Consider the following 16,818-nt stretch of genomic DNA (forward strand, 5'->3'; position numbering starts at 1 on the left):
TTGTGAGCGCAAGATACAATTTTCATTTATTTTTGCAGAAATATTAACATGGTTTTTTGATTTATATTATGCGTATAGATAAACTTTTATGGTGTTTACGTTATTACAAAACCCGAAGTATAGCAACTGAAGCGTTAAAAAAAGGGCATATAACAGTGAATGGTCAGGTTGCAAAAGCTTCAAGAGAAGTCTATCCTACAGACAAAATTACACTCCGTAAAGACCAAATTAATTATAAATTAACCGTCATTGACATTCCTCAAAATCGTTTAGGAGCTAAATTAGTGGACATGTACAGAAAAGATGAAACTCCTGCGGAAGCATTTGAACATTTAGAATTATTAAAATTATCGAAAGAACATTATCGTGCAAACGGTACAGGTCGCCCCACTAAAAAAGAGCGAAGAGATATTGATGATTATTTATGGGATTCAGACGATGTAGAAGAGAGTAATAAAACAGAATAAATGAATTACTGGGAAGAACGTTATTTAAAAGGAGAAACTGGATGGGATGCTGGAACAATTACCACTCCATTAAAAGAGTACATAAACCAGTTGACAGATAAAAATCTTAAAATTTTAATTCCAGGCGCTGGAAATGGATACGAATTTGACTACTTAATAGAAAAAGGATTTCATAATGTTTTTGTTGTTGATATCGCTAAAACTCCATTAGAAAACATCAAAAAAAGAAAACCTGAGCACATCTCAAATCTTATAAATGCTGATTTTTTTTCTTTAACTACAACGTACGATTTAATTATTGAACAAACATTTTTTTGCGCCTTACCTCCCGAAATACGGCCTCAATATGCAAAAAAAATGGCTTCTTTATTAAATCCTAAAGGAAAATTAGCCGGCTTATTATTTGATTTCCCTTTAACTAATGAAGGTCCACCATTTGGAGGTTCAAAAACAGAATATATAAACCTGTTTTCAAATTCATTTTATTTAAAAACATTAGAAATCGCACATAATTCAATAAAGCCACGAGAAAATAAAGAACTCTTTTTTATCTTTGAAGTCAAATAACAACAACACATGGAAAATATTATATTAACTCACAAAGAAATCGCACACAAAACTAAACGAATTGCATACCAAATTTTTGAAACGTTTGTTAATGATGAGGAGGTAATATTAGCAGGAATTGCAAATAATGGATATATTTTCGCTCAAAAAATAGCCACTGAATTAACTTTGATTTCTGATTTAAAAATTACACTTTGTGAAGTTAAAATCAATAAACAAAACCCGCAAGACAATATTACCACATCAATACCAGCAGCAGATTACCAAAATAAATCGTTAGTTTTAATTGATGACGTGTTAAGCTCTGGAACTACATTAATATATGGTGTTAAACACTTTTTAGAAGTTCCGTTAAGTAAATTTAAAACAGCCGTTTTAGTAGACAGAAACCATAAAAAATATCCTGTAAAAGCTGATTTTAAAGGGATTTCGCTTTCAACTTCGCTACAAGAACATATTCAAGTAGTTTTTGAAGAAAATAATTCGTACGCTTATTTAAGTTAATAAAGTTTCTATTTCATCTGAAATTTGCTTTACCGACTTATTATCTACAATTATTATTTTAGTAGCTTGATGGTAATAAAAGTTTCGGTCAAATAAATGCTTATTGATAAAATCTCTCAATGAAACTTCATCTTGATTGTGCAACAATGGACGTTTTTCTTTTTCGTTTATCAATCGATTTACTAAATTATCCGTAGAAGCCTTCAAGTAAATTGAAAAAACGTCATCTTGTTGCAACAATTCATGATTATTAAAATAACAAGGTGTACCGCCTCCTAAACTCAAAACAAAGTCTTCTTTTTTATTTAGGAAAGTTTTCAAGACTTCATTTTCCTTTTTTCTAAAATAAATTTCACCTTTACTTTGAAACAATTCGGAGATAGAACTTTGAGTTACTTTTTCAATTTCTTTATCCAAATCATAGAAAGATACTTGTAACTTTTTTGCTAAAAAATCCCCAATTACCGACTTACCACATCCCATGTAACCTAACAACACTACTTTCATATGTAAATAATCCTCTATAAATTAAAGGGTTAAGAAATTAATTATAAAAAAAGACAAATTTATAATAAATTCCCATTGGAAAATAAATAAATGTTTATATATTTGCACCCGCATTCAAGAAAAGAAAATGACTTGGTAGCTCAGCTGGTAGAGCACATCACTTTTAATGATGGGGTCCTGGGTTCGAGCCCCAGCCAGGTCACAAAAAAACACTATTTTCTTGAAAGCTACGACTTGGTAGCTCAGTTGGTAGAGCACATCACTTTTAATGATGGGGTCCTGGGTTCGAGCCCCAGCCAGGTCACAATAATCTAAAGACGTTGCAATGCAACGTCTTTTCTTTTAGGGCCATGTGGAGAAACGGTAGACTCGCCATCTTGAGGGGGTGGTGCTCGCAAGGGCGTGAGGGTTCAAATCCCTCCATGGTCACAAAAAATACTACATAATCTCCCCTCTTTTACTATCAAAACAATCTTTGTTTAAATTATTTTAATATTGAATAAACATTTTTTTTATTCTAAAAATGTTTTTGTTTACTTTTTTTGTTACTTTTGTTGAACAAAATAAAGTAAAAGATGAACAATGTTAAAAATGTTTTCAGTATCAAAGATTTAGAAAATCTTTCTGGCATAAAAGCACATACGATTCGTATTTGGGAAAAACGCTATAATGTTTTAGAACCTATGCGCTCGGATACCAACATTCGTTCCTATGATATTAAAAATCTTCAAAAGTTATTAAACATTGTCTTGCTTCATAATTACGGGTATAAAATCTCAAAAATTGGCACGCTTAATCAAGAACAAATTAACAAGTTAGCAAACGATATTATTTCCGAAAAAAGTGCAAAAAATCACGCCATCAGTACTTTTAAAATGGCAATGATGAATTTTGATCAATCATTATTTTTTAATACTTACAATCAATTACTTAACGAGAAATCATTTAGAGAAGTCTTTTACACTGTTTTTGTACCCTTAATGCAAGAATTAGGATTTTTATGGCAAACTGAAACCATTACTCCAGCTCACGAGCACTTTATCACCTATCTTATCAAACAAAAACTTTTAATTAATACCGAAAAAGTTCAAATACTAGAACCTATTAAAAATGATAAAGTTTTTGTGTTATTTCTTCCGTTGAACGAAATACACGAACTAGGATTAATGTATTTAAACTACGAAATTCTATTAAACGGTTATCAAACTATTTATCTAGGAGAAAGCATTCCTACTGACAGTTTAGTAGACTTGAAAAATTCATTTGAAAAAATCACTTTTGTAAGCTATTTAACTGTTGAACCTAATCAAGATGAAGTAAACGGATATCTAGCTGACATGTATTCTAAATTATTAGAAAACACGAACCACGAGCTCCTTTTATTAGGAAGAATGACACAGTTTATTTCATCTAAAACAATACCAAATAACGTTCACATATTTAATAGTATAGAAGAACTTTCAAATACTTTATAAAAAGTTTTGTTTCGTTTAACTTTTTTATTATTTTTGTTAAACAAAATAAACAGCAAGTGCAAAAAAAAATTGTCATTATCGGTTCTGGATTTTCTTCATTGGCTGCGGCTTGCTATTTAGCAAAACAAGGTAATGATGTAACAATCTATGAGAAAAATAGCACCATAGGAGGAAGAGCACGTCAACTTAAAAAAGAAGGCTTTACTTTTGATATTGGCCCAACTTGGTATTGGATGCCAGATGTTTTTGAGCGATTTTTTGCTGATTTCAATAAAAAACCGTCTGATTATTATGAGTTAATTAAATTATCTCCTGCTTATCAGGTGTATTTTGGGCATTTAGATTTTGTAACAATTGCAGATAATTTACCTGAAATTGTTAGCACTTTTGAATCTATCGAAAAAGGAAGTGGTAAACAATTAGAACAATTTATGGCAGAAGCCAAAAGTAATTATGATATTGCAATTAAAGATTTAGTTTACCGTCCGGGTGAATCTCCATTAGAATTAATCACACTAGAAACAGCCAAAAAAGTGAATCAATTTTTTAGTAACATTAAAAAAGATGTTCGAAAAAGATTCAAAAACATGAAATTGGTTCAAATATTAGAATTTCCCGTTTTGTTTTTAGGAGCTAAACCAAGTGACACACCATCATTTTATAACTTCATGAATTATGCCGATTTTGGCTTAGGCACTTGGCATCCAAAAAACGGAATGTATTCTGTAATATTAGCAATGGAAACATTAGCAAGAGAATTGGGCGTCAAAATAGAAACTAATGCTAACGTTGAAAAAATTGATGTAACCAATGGTAAAGCAACTGGCATATTAGTCAATAATAAAATAGTTACTGCAGATATTGTATTAAGTGGAGCCGATTATCATCATTCTGAAACATTATTAGAAAAAAATTATCGTCAGTATTCAGAAAATTACTGGGAAAATAAAACATTTGCTCCTTCTTCCCTATTATTTTATGTGGGGTTTGACAAAAAAATTGAAAATGTAGAACATCATTCATTATTTTTTGATGTGGATTTTGATGTGCATGCCGAAGCAATTTATGACCATCCAAAATGGCCAGAAAATCCGCTTTTTTATGCTAGTTTTCCCTCTAAAACAGATGCTTCATCAGCTCCAGAAGGAAAAGAAGCAGGTATCTTTTTAATCCCTTTAGCTCCTGGTTTGGAAGATACTAACGAATTACGTGAATTGTATTTTGAAAAAATAATTACGCGTCTTGAACAATTAACTGATCAAAAAGTAAAAAATAATATTATCTTTAAGGAATCATTTTGTGTAAATGATTTTATAAAAGATTATAATTCGTACAAAGGGAATGCGTATGGTATGGCAAATACCTTACTGCAAACCGCTTTTTTAAGACCTAAATTGAAAAGTAAAAAAGTAAAAAACTTATATTTTACTGGTCAATTAACTGTACCAGGACCAGGAGTACCTCCTTCCTTAATCTCAGGAAAATTAGTATCAGATTTAATAGAAAAATATCAATAAGCATGAAGGCATTATTTGACAAAATATCTAACGATTGTAGTGTAAAAGTTACTAAAGCATATAGTACCTCTTTCTCGAGTGCCGTAAAAATGCTGGCGCCTAGTATTAGACAAGATATTTATAATATTTATGGTTTTGTTCGTTTTGCAGACGAAATTGTAGATTCGTTCCATGATTATGATAAAGCATTTCTTTTTGATAAATTTGAAGAAGATTTAAAAGATGCCCTTTCACATAAAATAAGTTTAAATCCTATTTTAAATTCATTTCAACACACAGTGAATAAATACAATATTCCACAAGAGATGATTGATGCTTTTATGAAAAGTATGAAATTAGATTTAAGCAAAAGCGAATATAAAACAACAGAAGAATATCAAGAATACATTTATGGTTCTGCTGATGTAGTGGGTTTAATGTGTTTGAAAGTTTTTGTCAATGGAAACGAAACAAGATTCAATGAACTAAAAGATTCAGCGATGCGTTTAGGCTCTGCATTTCAAAAAGTAAATTTCTTAAGAGATTTAAAAGCAGATTTTGAAGATTTAAGTAGAACTTATTTTCCTAATACCGATTTGAATCATTTAGACGAAAAATCAAAACAAGAAATAATTGCAGATATTGAAAGTGATTTTGAAGCTGCATTCGAAGGAATAAAAAATCTTCCGTTAGAAGCTAAATTTGGAGTGTATACAGCTTATAGATATTATAAAAAGTTATTGAAAAAACTTCAAAAAACCCCTTCTCTTGAAATTAAAAATACGAGAATAAGAGTTTCTGATTATCAAAAAGTACAATTATTAGCGAGATGCTACGTCAAATATAGATTAAATATTATTTGATGGATGATGGTTCTTTTATCATGCTGAATTACGTTTCAATAGCTTTCAATAAATTTAATTATTAAAATTTAAAATATTATGTGGATTCACGTTTTAGTTTTTTTTACCACCTTTTTTATTATGGAATTTATGGCTTGGTTTACACATAAGTATGTAATGCATGGCTTTTTATGGAGTTTACATGCAGACCACCATAAAAAAGATCATGATTCTTGGTTTGAAAGAAATGATGCCTTTTTTATTTTTTATGCCATTGTTAGTATTACTTGTTTTTATACGTGGAGTATTGGTTCATTCGAATTAGGAATATCAATAGGTTTAGGAATTTTAGCCTATGGAATTACCTACTTTTTAGTACATGATATTTTCATACACCAACGTTTTAAAATCTTCAGAAATGCAGATAATAAATATGCTAGAGCGGTTAGAAGAGCCCATAAAATGCATCACAAACATATTGGAAAAGAACACGGCGAATGCTTTGGAATGTTAATAGTTCCTTTTAAATTTTATAAAAACTAAAAAATCCCGCTGAAGCGGGATTTTTTAGTTTTTATAAAATAATGAACTTATTCCCCGTTTTTATCGACTTTTATTCTTTCTTTTCTATTGGCTAATTCCCAAGCTAGGGCAAAAGCTAGTTGGGCACGTTTTGCTAAAGCATCATATTCAATTTTATCAGGAGTGTCACTTGGTAAGTGATAATCTGCATGAATACCATTAAAAAAGAAAATGGAAGGAATTCCTTTTTTAGCAAAATTATAATGGTCAGAACGGAAATAAATTCTTTCAGGGTCGTTTCGGTCGTTATACTTGTAGTCTAATTCTAATTTTGTAAATTTAGTATTAACTTCTTCATTTATAGTATGTAACTCGCTACTTAATCTATCAGAACCAATTACATAAATGTAATTGTTAGTAGCTGGATGAAGTGTGTCTCTACGTCCAATCATATCAATATTGATATCTGCAATAGTGTTTTCTAATGGAAATAAAGGGTTTTCTGAATAGTATCTAGAACCATGTAAACCATGTTCTTCACCTGTTACGTGTAAAAATAAGATAGAACGCTTTGGTCCTTGTCCTTTTTTCTCAGCTTCTTTAAATGCTTGAGCAATTTCTAATAACGCTACAGTTCCTGAACCATCATCGTCGGCACCATTATAAATTTCACCATTTTTCATTCCTACGTGGTCGTAATGTGCAGAAATAACTAAAATTTCTTCTGGTTTTTCAGAACCTTTAATGAATGCCCAAATATTTTCTGAATCATTCAATTTTGGAGCAAATCCTCTTTTCATGAATTCAGAAGGAACTTTTTGATAAAAATCAGTTGCTCCTGGAGGAAAACTGATTCCCATTTTTTTGTATTCGCTAATCAAATACTCACCTGCTTTTTTTTGTCCAGGTTCTCCAGTATTTCTACCTTGCATTTCATCTCCAGCAACAATATATAGATGCTTGCTTAGTTCTTCAGCTTTAATAGTAGTTATGTAATTACTGGCGTCTGCTTGTTTTTTTGTGGTTTTTTGTGCAGATGAACAGCTAACAAACATGGTGAAAACAACACCAAATAACATTATTTTTCTCATAATAGCATGTGTAAATTTTTTTTTCAATAACAAATATAATAGTTTGTTGTTAAATTTAAATTTTTATTGTGGGAAGAACGAAAAAAAACTAATAAGTAATAAAATTATTTATTAAAATGTATCGCTGATAATATTGTTTAATTTCGGGTTACTGGCTAATATTACTCTTTATCTTTTGTCTCAAGGATGTAACCAATCCCGTGAATATTCGTTAATTTCAGGGTTTCATCTTCAATTAGTTTTTTACGTAACTTAGAAATGTAGGTATCTAAGCTTCTGCCAACAAAAACACCATGATCTTCCCATACTTTTTTAGAAAGTTCCTCTCGTTTGATGATTTTATTTTGATTCGCAACAAATAGGCTTAACAATTCAACTTCTTTTTTAGAAAGACTAATTTCTTTTGTTTCTAACATTAGTTTGTTTTCGCTTGGGTAGAAATGAAATTTACCAATCAAAATGCTATTTTCGTTAATTAAATTAGTTGGTTTTGTTTTTTTTCTCTTAGGAAAGAACACAAAAGTTAAAATAAGACTTACTAATAAGAGTACAATCCAAAACCAAAAGTATTTGTTAAGTGAATTTACTATTTTTTCTAAAAAACGCACTTCTATTATATAGCATTTTTGTGGAATGATACGTCCGCGACACGGTATGATACTTTTTCCTTGGTTAGCATATTTTAGAAAACTATAAGCGACTTCTAAATCTTCACATTGTTTTACTTCAATTTGGTAATCGACAGGAAGGTTTGCTTGTTTAAAACTACGAGCGACAATTGCAATTAAACTATCAGGGTGAATAGCAAGTGCTTTTTCAAAGGAAAGTTGATATTTTGAATCGCCTATTTTTTGAATAGGTAAAATAAGTGAGGTACTATCTCTATTGGACAATAACAATTTGTTACCAACATCGCGCAAAGTAATTTTGACTAGTTCAGGAACTGGTTCACTCTTTTTATTTGATGATAAAAGCATTATGGAAGCAAAAACTGCTATGCATAAACTACAGTAGAAATATATTTTTCTTAGATTCATAAGTAATGCAAATAACATAAATTTTTGCCGTTTTTTAAAAGCATTGACACTTATTTTGCATTTTTTTTACATTTGAAAGGTTTGACTAGTTTAGTTTTACATTGAATTTAATAAATACTAGGTTACATTTATTCTTGTAACAATTTTAAAAGCTGAATTAGACCAATTATGAAAGGAATAAAATTATTTTTCTTCAATTTTAAAACAATTACTATTTCAATGTTTTGTTTTTCTTTATTTTCATCTTGTGCGGGTCAAGTTGAAAAAAATGAATTGCCATTAAAAATTAGGCCTGAACAATTTAAAATACACGAAGACAGTATTAGTATGAAAGCTGAAACTTTACCCGAGTATAAAATCAGTCCACACGATAAAGAAAGCCAAGGATACCAAATAAGTGGTGTTGTTCGTACAGTACTTCAAGATAGTAAAGGAAATTTTTGGTTTGGTACACAAGATGGACTTTGTCGTAAGGATAAAAGTGGTGTTGTTTATTTTTCGATTAAAGATTTGAAAGGTAATGGTATAACAGTTCATGTTATTCTTGAAGATAAAGCAGGAAATATTTGGATAGGATATAATAATGGGATTGCAAAATATGATGGCGAATTTTTTACCAATTATTATGTGAAAGATATTGAAGCAATTGGTGCGCTTTGGAGCATGATAATGGATACTAAAGGAACCCTATGGATTGGAACAACACAAGGTGTTTTTACTTTTGATGGACAAGTTTTTACATCGTTTGAAATTCCTGAAGGGAAAGTAAATCCTAATATGGGAGTTAGTACTTCTAAAATGATTCATTCAATTATAGTAGACAGTAAAGGGAATATATGGTTTGCAACTAATGGCGGAGCTTATGTTTATGATGGAAAGACGTTAATAAACATTTCAGCAAAAGATAAACTTCTCTCCAATTTTGTAAATCAAATTATAGAAATTTCGAATGGAAATTATTTGGTTTCAACAGCTAATGGACTTTTTCGATACGATGGAAATTCATTTTATAACTTAACTGAAAAACTACTAGGTAAAAATGAAGGCGTAGGCTATATTTTTGAAGATATAAACGGTACCATTTGGTTTACTGCAAATAAGCGCGATATTTATAGTTACAATGGTGAAACATTTCAAAAAATTCAAATTAAGGAAGGTGAATTTAGACCATTGTCTTTTCAAATTTACCAAGATCAACAAAACCGATTATGGTTTGTCGGTTTTAAAGGGGCATATCGATTAGAAAATAATGCATTTGTAAATGTTACCAGATTTGGACCTTGGTAACACTAAAAACATTTTACTTTTATTTATATTATTAATTAAAAAAATCTTCAATCATGAACCACAATTTAATTTATTTTTTATTGATTCTATTGTTCAACTGTAGTTGCACAAGTGTGAATTCTCAAGAAACCGCCTCTAATACAAATGAACTAGATAGCATTAATATGATGCCAACTCATTTTAACGATGATGTAATACATGTTGATCAACTTTACACTTCAATTATTAGAGTAGATAGAGTAATTAAAAATGAATACGCACTAACAATACAAATGAATTTAAAAAATGGCTCTTATTTTATTTCACCCAATGAAAAAGGAGACTTTACAGGTAAATTTATCATTAATATTACTGATCCCGAAAAAATATTAGTCGACGAGGCAATTATTGAAACACCCCTTTCAAAAGGAGAACTCAATAACCATGGAAGTCTTGTAAATTGGGTTCGTGAAAACACCAATTACAAAAAAACTTTAAAAGTATTATCTAACGATGATTTTGAAGTCAGTGGGTATATCCAATTTACTATTGAACCTCGTTGTACATTAGAAAAAATACCTTTTATCCTTTCTAATACCAATGGAAAATTGAGTATAAGGATAGATGGATGTTAATATAGATTAGTTTTAACCTTTCAATGGTATTGCTTTTTGTACTGAAAATTGATTATAATAATATTATGTAAAAATATCACATTCTTTAGTGCTTTAATAATAGATTAAAATAAAATTACTAAAAAAAGTAGCAAGAGTTTGTAATAGAAAAAGCGTTCTTTATATTATTTATTCAAACAACTTAATAGCTAAAAATATTTTAGAAAGTTCATAGTTGTATCTTAGTTTTGTAATTATACGATTACTTTTACATAAAAGTTAAATTTTATAAAAAATGTAATCTATTTCGTTAAAACTAATTTTCAATCCAATTTTTTAAAATTTGTTTTCCATGCACTGTTAAAATGCTTTCAGGATGGAATTGAACACCTCTAACATCATAAACAGAATGTTTCAATGACATTATTTGATCATTTTCATCAGTAGAAGTTATAATCAAATCTATTGGAAGGTTTTTATTTGAGATTACCCAAGAATGATATCTTCCAACATATAATTCATTAGGTAAGTTATTAAAAATAGAATCTTTTTCTTTTATAAAAATTTTTGTTGCAACGCCATGATATACCTTTTCTAGATTGGATAATTTTCCACCAAAGATTTCACCAATAGCTTGTAATCCTAGACAAATACCTAAAATACTTTTTGTAGGAGCATATTTTTTGATAACTTCTTTTAATAAACCAGCTTCATCAGGAATTCCAGGTCCAGGAGACAAAAGTATTTTCTCAAATTTTTCTAAATCTAATAATTCAAATTCGTCATTTCTAAATACAGTAACTTCCACCTTCAAATCCTCTAAATAATGAACTAAATTATAAGTAAAGCTATCGTAATTATCAATGACAGCGACTTTCATTAATACAAATTTGGATATTTTGTTGGATTTGCCTCATTCATAATCGCATATACTTTCTCAAAAATGTCTTCTGCTGAAGGTTTTGAGAAGTAATCACCATCAGTTCCATATGCAGGTCTGTGTGCTTTTGAAGCTAATGTTTGCGGTGCGCTATCTAAATATTGATATCCTTTTTGGTTTTCTACAATTTCTTGTAAAATATAAGCACTTGCTCCACCTGGAACGTCTTCGTCAATTACTAATAAACGATTCGTTTTTGCTACTGATTTCACAATGTCGTGATTGATATCGAAAGGTAATAACGATTGAATATCAATGATTTCAGCACTAATTCCAACCGATTCTAATTCATTTGCTGCTTGTTCTACCAAGCGTAAAGTTGAACCGTATGAAACTAAGGTAATGTCACTACCATTTTTAATAGTTTCTACCACTCCGATAGGCGTTTTGAATTCACCTAAATTTGTTGGCATTTTTTCTTTTAAACGGTAGCCATTTAAACATTCAACCACCAATGCTGGCTCGTCAGATTCTAAAAGGGTGTTATAAAAACCAGCAGCTTTCGTCATATTTCTTGGAACTAAAACGTGAATTCCTCTAATGGCATTGATAATCATTCCCATTGGAGAACCTGAATGCCAAACACCTTCTAAACGGTGCCCACGAGTTCTGATAATTAACGGTGCTTTTTGACGACCCGCTGTTCTATATTGTAAAGTAGCTAAATCATCGCTCATGATTTGAATAGCGTACAACAAATAATCTAAATATTGAATTTCAGCAATTGGACGCAATCCTCTCATTGCCATTCCAATTCCTTGTCCAAGAATCGTAGCTTCGCGAATTCCGACATCGGCAACACGTAATTCTCCGTATTTTTCTTGCATTCCTTCTAGGCCTTGGTTAACATCACCAATATTTCCAGCATCTTCACCAAAAATTAATGCTTCAGGGTATTTTGAAAATATGGCATCAAAATTATCTCTTAATACCAAACGCGCATCTACATCTTCAGCAGTTGCATCATATGTTGGAGCGACTTCTTTCGTTTTTAACACCGTCTTTTCTGATTCTGAAAACAAGTGCGAACTAAATTTTGGTTGAATTTTTGCCAAATAATTTTCTATCCATGATGCTAATGAGGCACGAGAGTTTTCTCTAATAATCATGCGCAAGGCTTTGCGAGCAGCCACTAAAATATCTTTTCGAATAGGTTCTTTGATTGAAGCAACATCATTAGCTATTTTCTCAATAAAAACCTTGTTTTCACTTTGTGAAGCGATAGAATTCAATAAACCAGCTAATTCTTGTTGTTCTGCTTTGATAGGTGCGGTAAAGTTTGCCCAAGCCACTTTTTTACCTTCTAAAACATCTTTTTTAGCTTGATTGTCAATTGCATCTAATTCTTCAGAAGTAGCAATATTGTTTTCAATTAGCCAAGTTTTCATTTTAGCTAAACAATCAAACTCGGTTTCCCAAGCCAATCGTTCAGCGTTTTTATAACGTTCGTGACTTCCAGAAGTTGAATGCCCTTGTGGTTGAGTTAATTCTTGAACGTGAACTAAAACGGGAACATGTTCATCACGTGCAATTTGTGATGCTTTTTGATATGTTTCCACTAATGCTGGGTAATCCCAACCCTTAACACGTAATATTTCGTATCCTTTATTATCTTCATCACGTTGAAATCCTTTTAAAATTTCTGAGATGTTTTCTTTTGTTGTTTGGTATCGTGCATGAACAGAAATTCCGTATTCGTCGTCCCAAACGCTCATTACCATTGGTACTTGTAAAACACCAGCAGCATTGATGGTTTCAAAGAATAAACCTTCTGAAGTTGATGCATTTCCGATTGTTCCCCAAGCTACTTCGTTTCCGTTTTTGGAGAAGTTCGTTTGGTTGATACCTGAAACATTTCTATATATTTTTGAAGCCTGAGCTAATCCTAATAAACGAGGCATTTGCCCTGCAGTAGGAGAAATATCAGAACTCGAATTCTTTTGTTGCGTTAAATTGTTCCAATTTCCATTTTCGTCTAATGAATGTGTAGCAAAGTGACCACCCATTTGACGACCTGCGCTCATAGGATCAAAATTAATATCGGTATGTCCATATAATCCAGCAAAAAATTGCTCAATAGTTAAATGGCCAATTGCCATCATAAAAGTTTGATCACGGTAATATCCAGAACGAAAGTCTCCATTTTGGAATGCTTTTGCTAATGCTAATTGCGGAACCTCTTTACCATCACCAAAAATACCAAATTTAGCTTTACCAGTAAGTACTTCTTTTCTTCCTAAAAGACTACATTCTCTACTGATTTTAGCAATTTTATAATCGTTGATGACTTCATTTTTGAAATCTTCAAAAGATACTACTTCTGGTGTTGTTGCTGTTTTCATAAGCTGTTTATACGAAATTGATAATTCAACAAATTTAATTAAAACCAGTTATAAAACAATAGGGGTAATAATATTTTTTTAATTATTATTAAATTATCAATAGTTTTAATTTGAAAAACGCAATGAATCTATTAAAAAACGAATATAAGTTGCGAAATTATCATTTAATTAGGTAAAAAACTATTAAAGCCATTTTCTAGTAAATAGCGAAATTAATGTTTTTGGACTTAAAGTTACAACGAATCGAATTTGTTGGCCATAATTTGCATCGTTTAACGAAAATCCATTTGATGAATATACAGGTAAAAATAATTCAAAATAATCTGGAACTAAATTGAAGTGTAAACCTGAATCATAAACAAATTTTACCTTATCATATTTGTTTTTTAACATTCCCGCATCACCATATATTTGAATCCAATTCCAAATATTAAAAGTACCATTTACAGTTGTAATCCATTGATTTGCATATCTTGTATCTAACTTAGATTTAAATCCGCCTTCTCCGTAAACGTATTGTTGGCTATAAATTCCTGTTGTTTCACTTCTTCCTAGTAAGTTGTAATCAAACATATAATCGTTTGGTCGATCTAAACCAAAGCTGAAAAAATCAGAATTTGAGCTATTAAACATAAAGGCTCCAGCATAAAATCGTAAACTAATTTGTCTGTTGTTTTCAAACAATTTTCTATAATGTAATTCGGTAGCTACTTTCCCAAATTTGCTCGAAATTTGTAAATCATTTGAAATTGAAAAATGTTTGGTGCCTTCAGATTGAAAGTTACCATATTTTGCATTAAAAATGTTATAATTTTCAGTGTTTTTATTAATAAAAGCCGATTTTTCTCTATCGATATAAACTTGTCTTAGTTGTATAAATTCATTTTTATTAACCCTAAGATTTTTATCTCTAAATAAAAACTGTATAGTTGGGACAATATCGGTGTATGTAGCATCTTGTGCATAATGAAATAAACTACCTCTTAATAAGTATCTTATTCTATATAATTTTCCTTCATCTCTAATATTATCTTCGACTAAAAATGTTGCTTTTCCAACAAATTTTCCTGTGTTTGAAGAATACATTGGTGTTGCACTAAACGTAAAAGGTTTGTTTAAAATAGATTTATTATTGAATCTTATACCTGGTGATATTCCATCATATAAATTAAATTCTACTTCAGGTACAAAGAAAAGTTGATTGTAGTGAGGTTCTTCTATATCTTTAAAAAATGATAATTTAAATGGCCTATTGTTAGAGAAAAATCCTTTTAATGATTTCCAGTTATTTCGTAAGTTGTATTCTGGAACCTCGTTATTGTAATTTAATGTTAGCTTATCGGCTCCTAATCTTGGAATTACGATTGTAGAATCCGTTTTAATATTTGTAACCCAAATTTTATTAATTACTTGATTGTCTTTTAATTGATATATAGAAATTGGAATATTTGTATTTGTTCTATTTATGATATTAACAGCAATAGAATCATTAGTTTTGGTAACTTTTCCAAATTTATAATCGATTAAATCTCTGGTTTCAATTATAGTTCTAAAAAACCAATTGATATCTTTTGGACTATTTTTTAATAAAACCGTTTCAAACTGACGTGAATTGGTGCCAAAATATTGATTTTCCTGAATAAATTCTTTTATGGTATTATGAACAATGTCGTTTTCTAAATAACTGTCTAAATATTTTAAACTTAACCCAGCTCTATATTTATTAGCAATTTGTTCGTTAAATTTAATCAATCTATTTTTTGGCTCATTAAGGGCTTGGTCTAAGTTTTTTCGAGCCATTAGCATATGTAAATAGCTATATTGTTCGTTGAAATTTAGATTAACAAAGTGATAAGATTTTAATATTTTTAAGTTAGCGATGTTTCCTGTCATTTTTAAGTTAGGATAATATTCCTCAACATATTGCATCATTAAAAACATTTGGATGCCATCATAAATCCAATAGTCTTTTCGTTGGTCTAGATTTAAATTTTCTTTTAAATAATTATTCAAATAGGTTTTTAAAAATTTCAATTCAAAAATTAAATTATCAGAAAACGGACTTAAAAAACTTGGGAGTTGATTTAATCCATAAAAAGGTTGTCGGGAGTAATCTTCTTGTGTAATCAATATTTTTGAAGAAAGCGGCATGCCTAATTTATCAGCAGTAAAACGACTAACTTTGTCAAAAATGATTACTTTGTCAATTTCATTAACTCTATTGTCTTCTAGTCCACAACTTACTTCAATAATTTCATTTTTATAGTTTTGGTAAGTATTATTGGGTTGAAGCGTAAGTATCGCTTCAGGTTTGTTACTAGTTTTTAATATAATTTTTTTAGAATTTGATAAGTTCAGGGTGTCTATTTCTTGTAAATTACTAGATAATGAGTAGTTAGTAGGTAGTTCAAATTCTATTTCAAAATCAGAAAAAGCATTTGGAATATCATCAATGTTTTCATTACTATATTGCGTAAATTGTTTGTGTATATATCGTGCTGGATTTAAATACCAATTTTTTAACGTAATTCCGCCATCATTATCGAATCCGTATTTTGTGAATTTAGAATCAGGAATTTTTACGGAATATACAAAAGTGAAACTCTGTTTAGAACAAGGCAATATAGGTTGTGTTAATTCAATTTTAATCAAATCTATTTTCCCATCAGGTCGACTCCAAGGAAGCGGATTGAAATTGCTGTCAATGATATTTTTAACATCTGTGAAACCTCTTTCTTTTTCGGTAGCTAAATGAAAAGATCTAATAAATTCATCCGAAAATCGTTTTGCTAATGCAGAAGATTTTGAAGAAAAGGCATTATTCCAGTCGTTCAAAATAATATATTTTAAAGTATCATTACTTGTATTGTTGTAGGTTAAAACTTGATTGACCAATAGCGTTTTTTCTTCAACATTAATTCTAACATTCATTTTGGAAGAATGCTGAGAAAAAATATAGAAAGGAAAAAATAAAAAAACTATTTTGATAACAAATTTCAAATGATTTACCTATTTAATGTTAGATGACAAATAAAGTAAAAAGTTGCTTTAAATAATCATAATATTTAAAAATAAAATTAATTAATACTTAAATAGAGTTTGTCTAGATAAAATTGAAGTCATTTCAATATTATATTCGTAATTTTGA

General features: G+C 29.9%; 15 protein-coding genes and 3 tRNA genes. 12 read left to right on the plus strand and 6 right to left on the minus strand.

The annotated features are described in order from the left end of the window. The first annotated feature begins 68 nt into the window (after nucleotides 1-68). The 3 genes from RSE15_RS03220 to RSE15_RS03230 are packed head-to-tail and all read left to right on the plus strand — an operon-like array spanning nucleotide 69 to nucleotide 1,538. The gene (locus RSE15_RS03220; RefSeq protein ID WP_324069548.1) at nucleotides 69-467 is read left to right on the plus strand and encodes an RNA-binding S4 domain-containing protein; all 399 of its coding nucleotides are present in this window, start codon (nucleotides 69-71) and stop codon (nucleotides 465-467) included. After that, nucleotides 468-1,034 (plus strand): methyltransferase domain-containing protein, encoded by a 567-nt coding sequence (locus RSE15_RS03225; RefSeq protein WP_324069549.1) that lies wholly within the window; start codon nucleotides 468-470, stop codon nucleotides 1,032-1,034. It abuts the gene before it with no gap. A 9-nt stretch (nucleotides 1,035-1,043) separates the two neighbouring features. Continuing rightward, nucleotides 1,044-1,538 (plus strand): phosphoribosyltransferase family protein, encoded by a 495-nt coding sequence (locus RSE15_RS03230; RefSeq protein ID WP_324069550.1) that lies wholly within the window; start codon nucleotides 1,044-1,046, stop codon nucleotides 1,536-1,538. Here RSE15_RS03230 and RSE15_RS03235 read toward each other — a convergent pair. After that, nucleotides 1,530-2,045 carry a shikimate kinase gene (locus tag RSE15_RS03235; protein WP_324069551.1) on the minus strand — a complete coding sequence of 172 codons (516 nt, stop codon included), beginning with the start codon at nucleotides 2,043-2,045 and terminating at the stop codon, nucleotides 1,530-1,532. The two genes, RSE15_RS03230 and RSE15_RS03235, sit on opposite strands and share 9 nt — an antisense overlap. 129 nt (nucleotides 2,046-2,174) lie before the next feature. Here RSE15_RS03235 and RSE15_RS03240 point away from each other — a divergent pair. From RSE15_RS03240 to RSE15_RS03270, 7 genes are all read left to right on the plus strand, one after another. Further along, nucleotides 2,175-2,247 (plus strand) — tRNA-Lys (locus tag RSE15_RS03240). A 29-nt stretch (nucleotides 2,248-2,276) separates the two neighbouring features. Next, nucleotides 2,277-2,349: transfer RNA gene (locus RSE15_RS03245), tRNA-Lys, on the plus strand. A gap of 42 nt (nucleotides 2,350-2,391) precedes the next feature. Further along, nucleotides 2,392-2,474, plus strand: a tRNA-Leu gene (locus RSE15_RS03250). Between the two features lie 146 nt (nucleotides 2,475-2,620). Next, on the plus strand, nucleotides 2,621-3,520 hold the full coding sequence (locus RSE15_RS03255) for a MerR family transcriptional regulator (protein WP_324069552.1): 900 nt from the start codon (nucleotides 2,621-2,623) through the stop codon (nucleotides 3,518-3,520). 56 nt (nucleotides 3,521-3,576) lie between these two features. Further along, the gene (locus tag RSE15_RS03260) at nucleotides 3,577-5,037 is read left to right on the plus strand and encodes a bifunctional phytoene desaturase/3,4-desaturase (RefSeq protein WP_324069553.1); all 1,461 of its coding nucleotides are present in this window, start codon (nucleotides 3,577-3,579) and stop codon (nucleotides 5,035-5,037) included. 2 nt (nucleotides 5,038-5,039) lie between these two features. Next, nucleotides 5,040-5,879 carry a phytoene/squalene synthase family protein gene (locus tag RSE15_RS03265; RefSeq protein ID WP_324069554.1) on the plus strand — a complete coding sequence of 280 codons (840 nt, stop codon included), beginning with the start codon at nucleotides 5,040-5,042 and terminating at the stop codon, nucleotides 5,877-5,879. A gap of 78 nt (nucleotides 5,880-5,957) precedes the next feature. Further along, nucleotides 5,958-6,401: a sterol desaturase family protein gene (locus RSE15_RS03270; RefSeq protein WP_324069555.1), complete on the plus strand. Its 444-nt coding sequence runs from the start codon at nucleotides 5,958-5,960 to the stop codon at nucleotides 6,399-6,401. A 47-nt stretch (nucleotides 6,402-6,448) separates the two neighbouring features. Here RSE15_RS03270 and RSE15_RS03275 read toward each other — a convergent pair whose 3' ends face one another. Together RSE15_RS03275 and RSE15_RS03280 are read right to left on the minus strand one after the other, a co-directional pair. Beyond that, nucleotides 6,449-7,471, minus strand: coding sequence for a M28 family metallopeptidase (locus RSE15_RS03275; RefSeq protein WP_324069556.1), 1,023 nt, complete (start codon nucleotides 7,469-7,471; stop codon nucleotides 6,449-6,451). 161 nt (nucleotides 7,472-7,632) lie between these two features. Continuing rightward, nucleotides 7,633-8,526: a winged helix-turn-helix domain-containing protein gene (locus tag RSE15_RS03280; protein WP_324069557.1), complete on the minus strand. Its 894-nt coding sequence runs from the start codon at nucleotides 8,524-8,526 to the stop codon at nucleotides 7,633-7,635. Nucleotides 8,527-8,676: 150 nt separating this feature from the next. Between RSE15_RS03280 and RSE15_RS03285 the strand changes: the two genes are divergently transcribed. Both RSE15_RS03285 and RSE15_RS03290 read left to right on the plus strand, forming a co-directional pair. Then, on the plus strand, nucleotides 8,677-9,795 hold the full coding sequence (locus RSE15_RS03285; protein ID WP_324069558.1) for a ligand-binding sensor domain-containing protein: 1,119 nt from the start codon (nucleotides 8,677-8,679) through the stop codon (nucleotides 9,793-9,795). 53 nt (nucleotides 9,796-9,848) lie between these two features. Beyond that, the gene (locus tag RSE15_RS03290) at nucleotides 9,849-10,409 is read left to right on the plus strand and encodes a hypothetical protein (protein ID WP_324069560.1); all 561 of its coding nucleotides are present in this window, start codon (nucleotides 9,849-9,851) and stop codon (nucleotides 10,407-10,409) included. A gap of 295 nt (nucleotides 10,410-10,704) precedes the next feature. On the opposite strand, the gene RSE15_RS03295 is transcribed toward RSE15_RS03290, so the two are convergent. The 3 genes from RSE15_RS03295 to RSE15_RS03305 form a co-directional block, all read right to left on the minus strand. Beyond that, on the minus strand, nucleotides 10,705-11,268 hold the full coding sequence (locus RSE15_RS03295) for an anthranilate synthase component II (RefSeq protein WP_324069561.1): 564 nt from the start codon (nucleotides 11,266-11,268) through the stop codon (nucleotides 10,705-10,707). Beyond that, entirely contained in the window at nucleotides 11,268-13,670 is a 2,403-nt protein-coding gene (locus tag RSE15_RS03300) for an alpha-ketoacid dehydrogenase subunit alpha/beta (RefSeq protein ID WP_324069562.1), read from the minus strand. Before RSE15_RS03300 ends, RSE15_RS03295 begins: the two co-directional genes overlap by 1 nt. A 183-nt stretch (nucleotides 13,671-13,853) precedes the next feature. Next, entirely contained in the window at nucleotides 13,854-16,601 is a 2,748-nt protein-coding gene (locus tag RSE15_RS03305; RefSeq protein ID WP_324069563.1) for a gluzincin family metallopeptidase, read from the minus strand. Nucleotides 16,602-16,818: the final 217 nt, after the last annotated feature.

This window comes from Flavobacterium sp. (assembly GCF_035195345.1).
Taxonomy (GTDB): domain Bacteria; phylum Bacteroidota; class Bacteroidia; order Flavobacteriales; family Flavobacteriaceae; genus Flavobacterium.

Bases quoted from the DNA above. Each gene is read 5' to 3' on its own strand.
- RSE15_RS03285 (WP_324069558.1), top strand. From the start codon at position 8,677: ATGAAAGGAATAAAATTATTTTTCTTCAATTTTAAAACAATTACTATT.
- RSE15_RS03270 (WP_324069555.1), top strand. From the start codon at position 5,958: ATGTGGATTCACGTTTTAGTTTTTTTTACCACCTTTTTTATTATGGAA.
- RSE15_RS03225 (WP_324069549.1), top strand. From the start codon at position 468: ATGAATTACTGGGAAGAACGTTATTTAAAAGGAGAAACTGGATGGGAT.
- RSE15_RS03295 (WP_324069561.1), bottom strand. From the start codon at position 11,268: ATGAAAGTCGCTGTCATTGATAATTACGATAGCTTTACTTATAATTTA.
- RSE15_RS03290 (WP_324069560.1), top strand. From the start codon at position 9,849: ATGAACCACAATTTAATTTATTTTTTATTGATTCTATTGTTCAACTGT.
- RSE15_RS03305 (WP_324069563.1), bottom strand. From the start codon at position 16,601: ATGAATGTTAGAATTAATGTTGAAGAAAAAACGCTATTGGTCAATCAA.
- RSE15_RS03230 (WP_324069550.1), top strand. From the start codon at position 1,044: ATGGAAAATATTATATTAACTCACAAAGAAATCGCACACAAAACTAAA.
- RSE15_RS03275 (WP_324069556.1), bottom strand. From the start codon at position 7,471: ATGAGAAAAATAATGTTATTTGGTGTTGTTTTCACCATGTTTGTTAGC.
- RSE15_RS03280 (WP_324069557.1), bottom strand. From the start codon at position 8,526: ATGTTATTTGCATTACTTATGAATCTAAGAAAAATATATTTCTACTGT.
- RSE15_RS03255 (WP_324069552.1), top strand. From the start codon at position 2,621: ATGAACAATGTTAAAAATGTTTTCAGTATCAAAGATTTAGAAAATCTT.
- RSE15_RS03265 (WP_324069554.1), top strand. From the start codon at position 5,040: ATGAAGGCATTATTTGACAAAATATCTAACGATTGTAGTGTAAAAGTT.
- RSE15_RS03235 (WP_324069551.1), bottom strand. From the start codon at position 2,045: ATGAAAGTAGTGTTGTTAGGTTACATGGGATGTGGTAAGTCGGTAATT.
- RSE15_RS03300 (WP_324069562.1), bottom strand. From the start codon at position 13,670: ATGAAAACAGCAACAACACCAGAAGTAGTATCTTTTGAAGATTTCAAA.
- RSE15_RS03220 (WP_324069548.1), top strand. From the start codon at position 69: ATGCGTATAGATAAACTTTTATGGTGTTTACGTTATTACAAAACCCGA.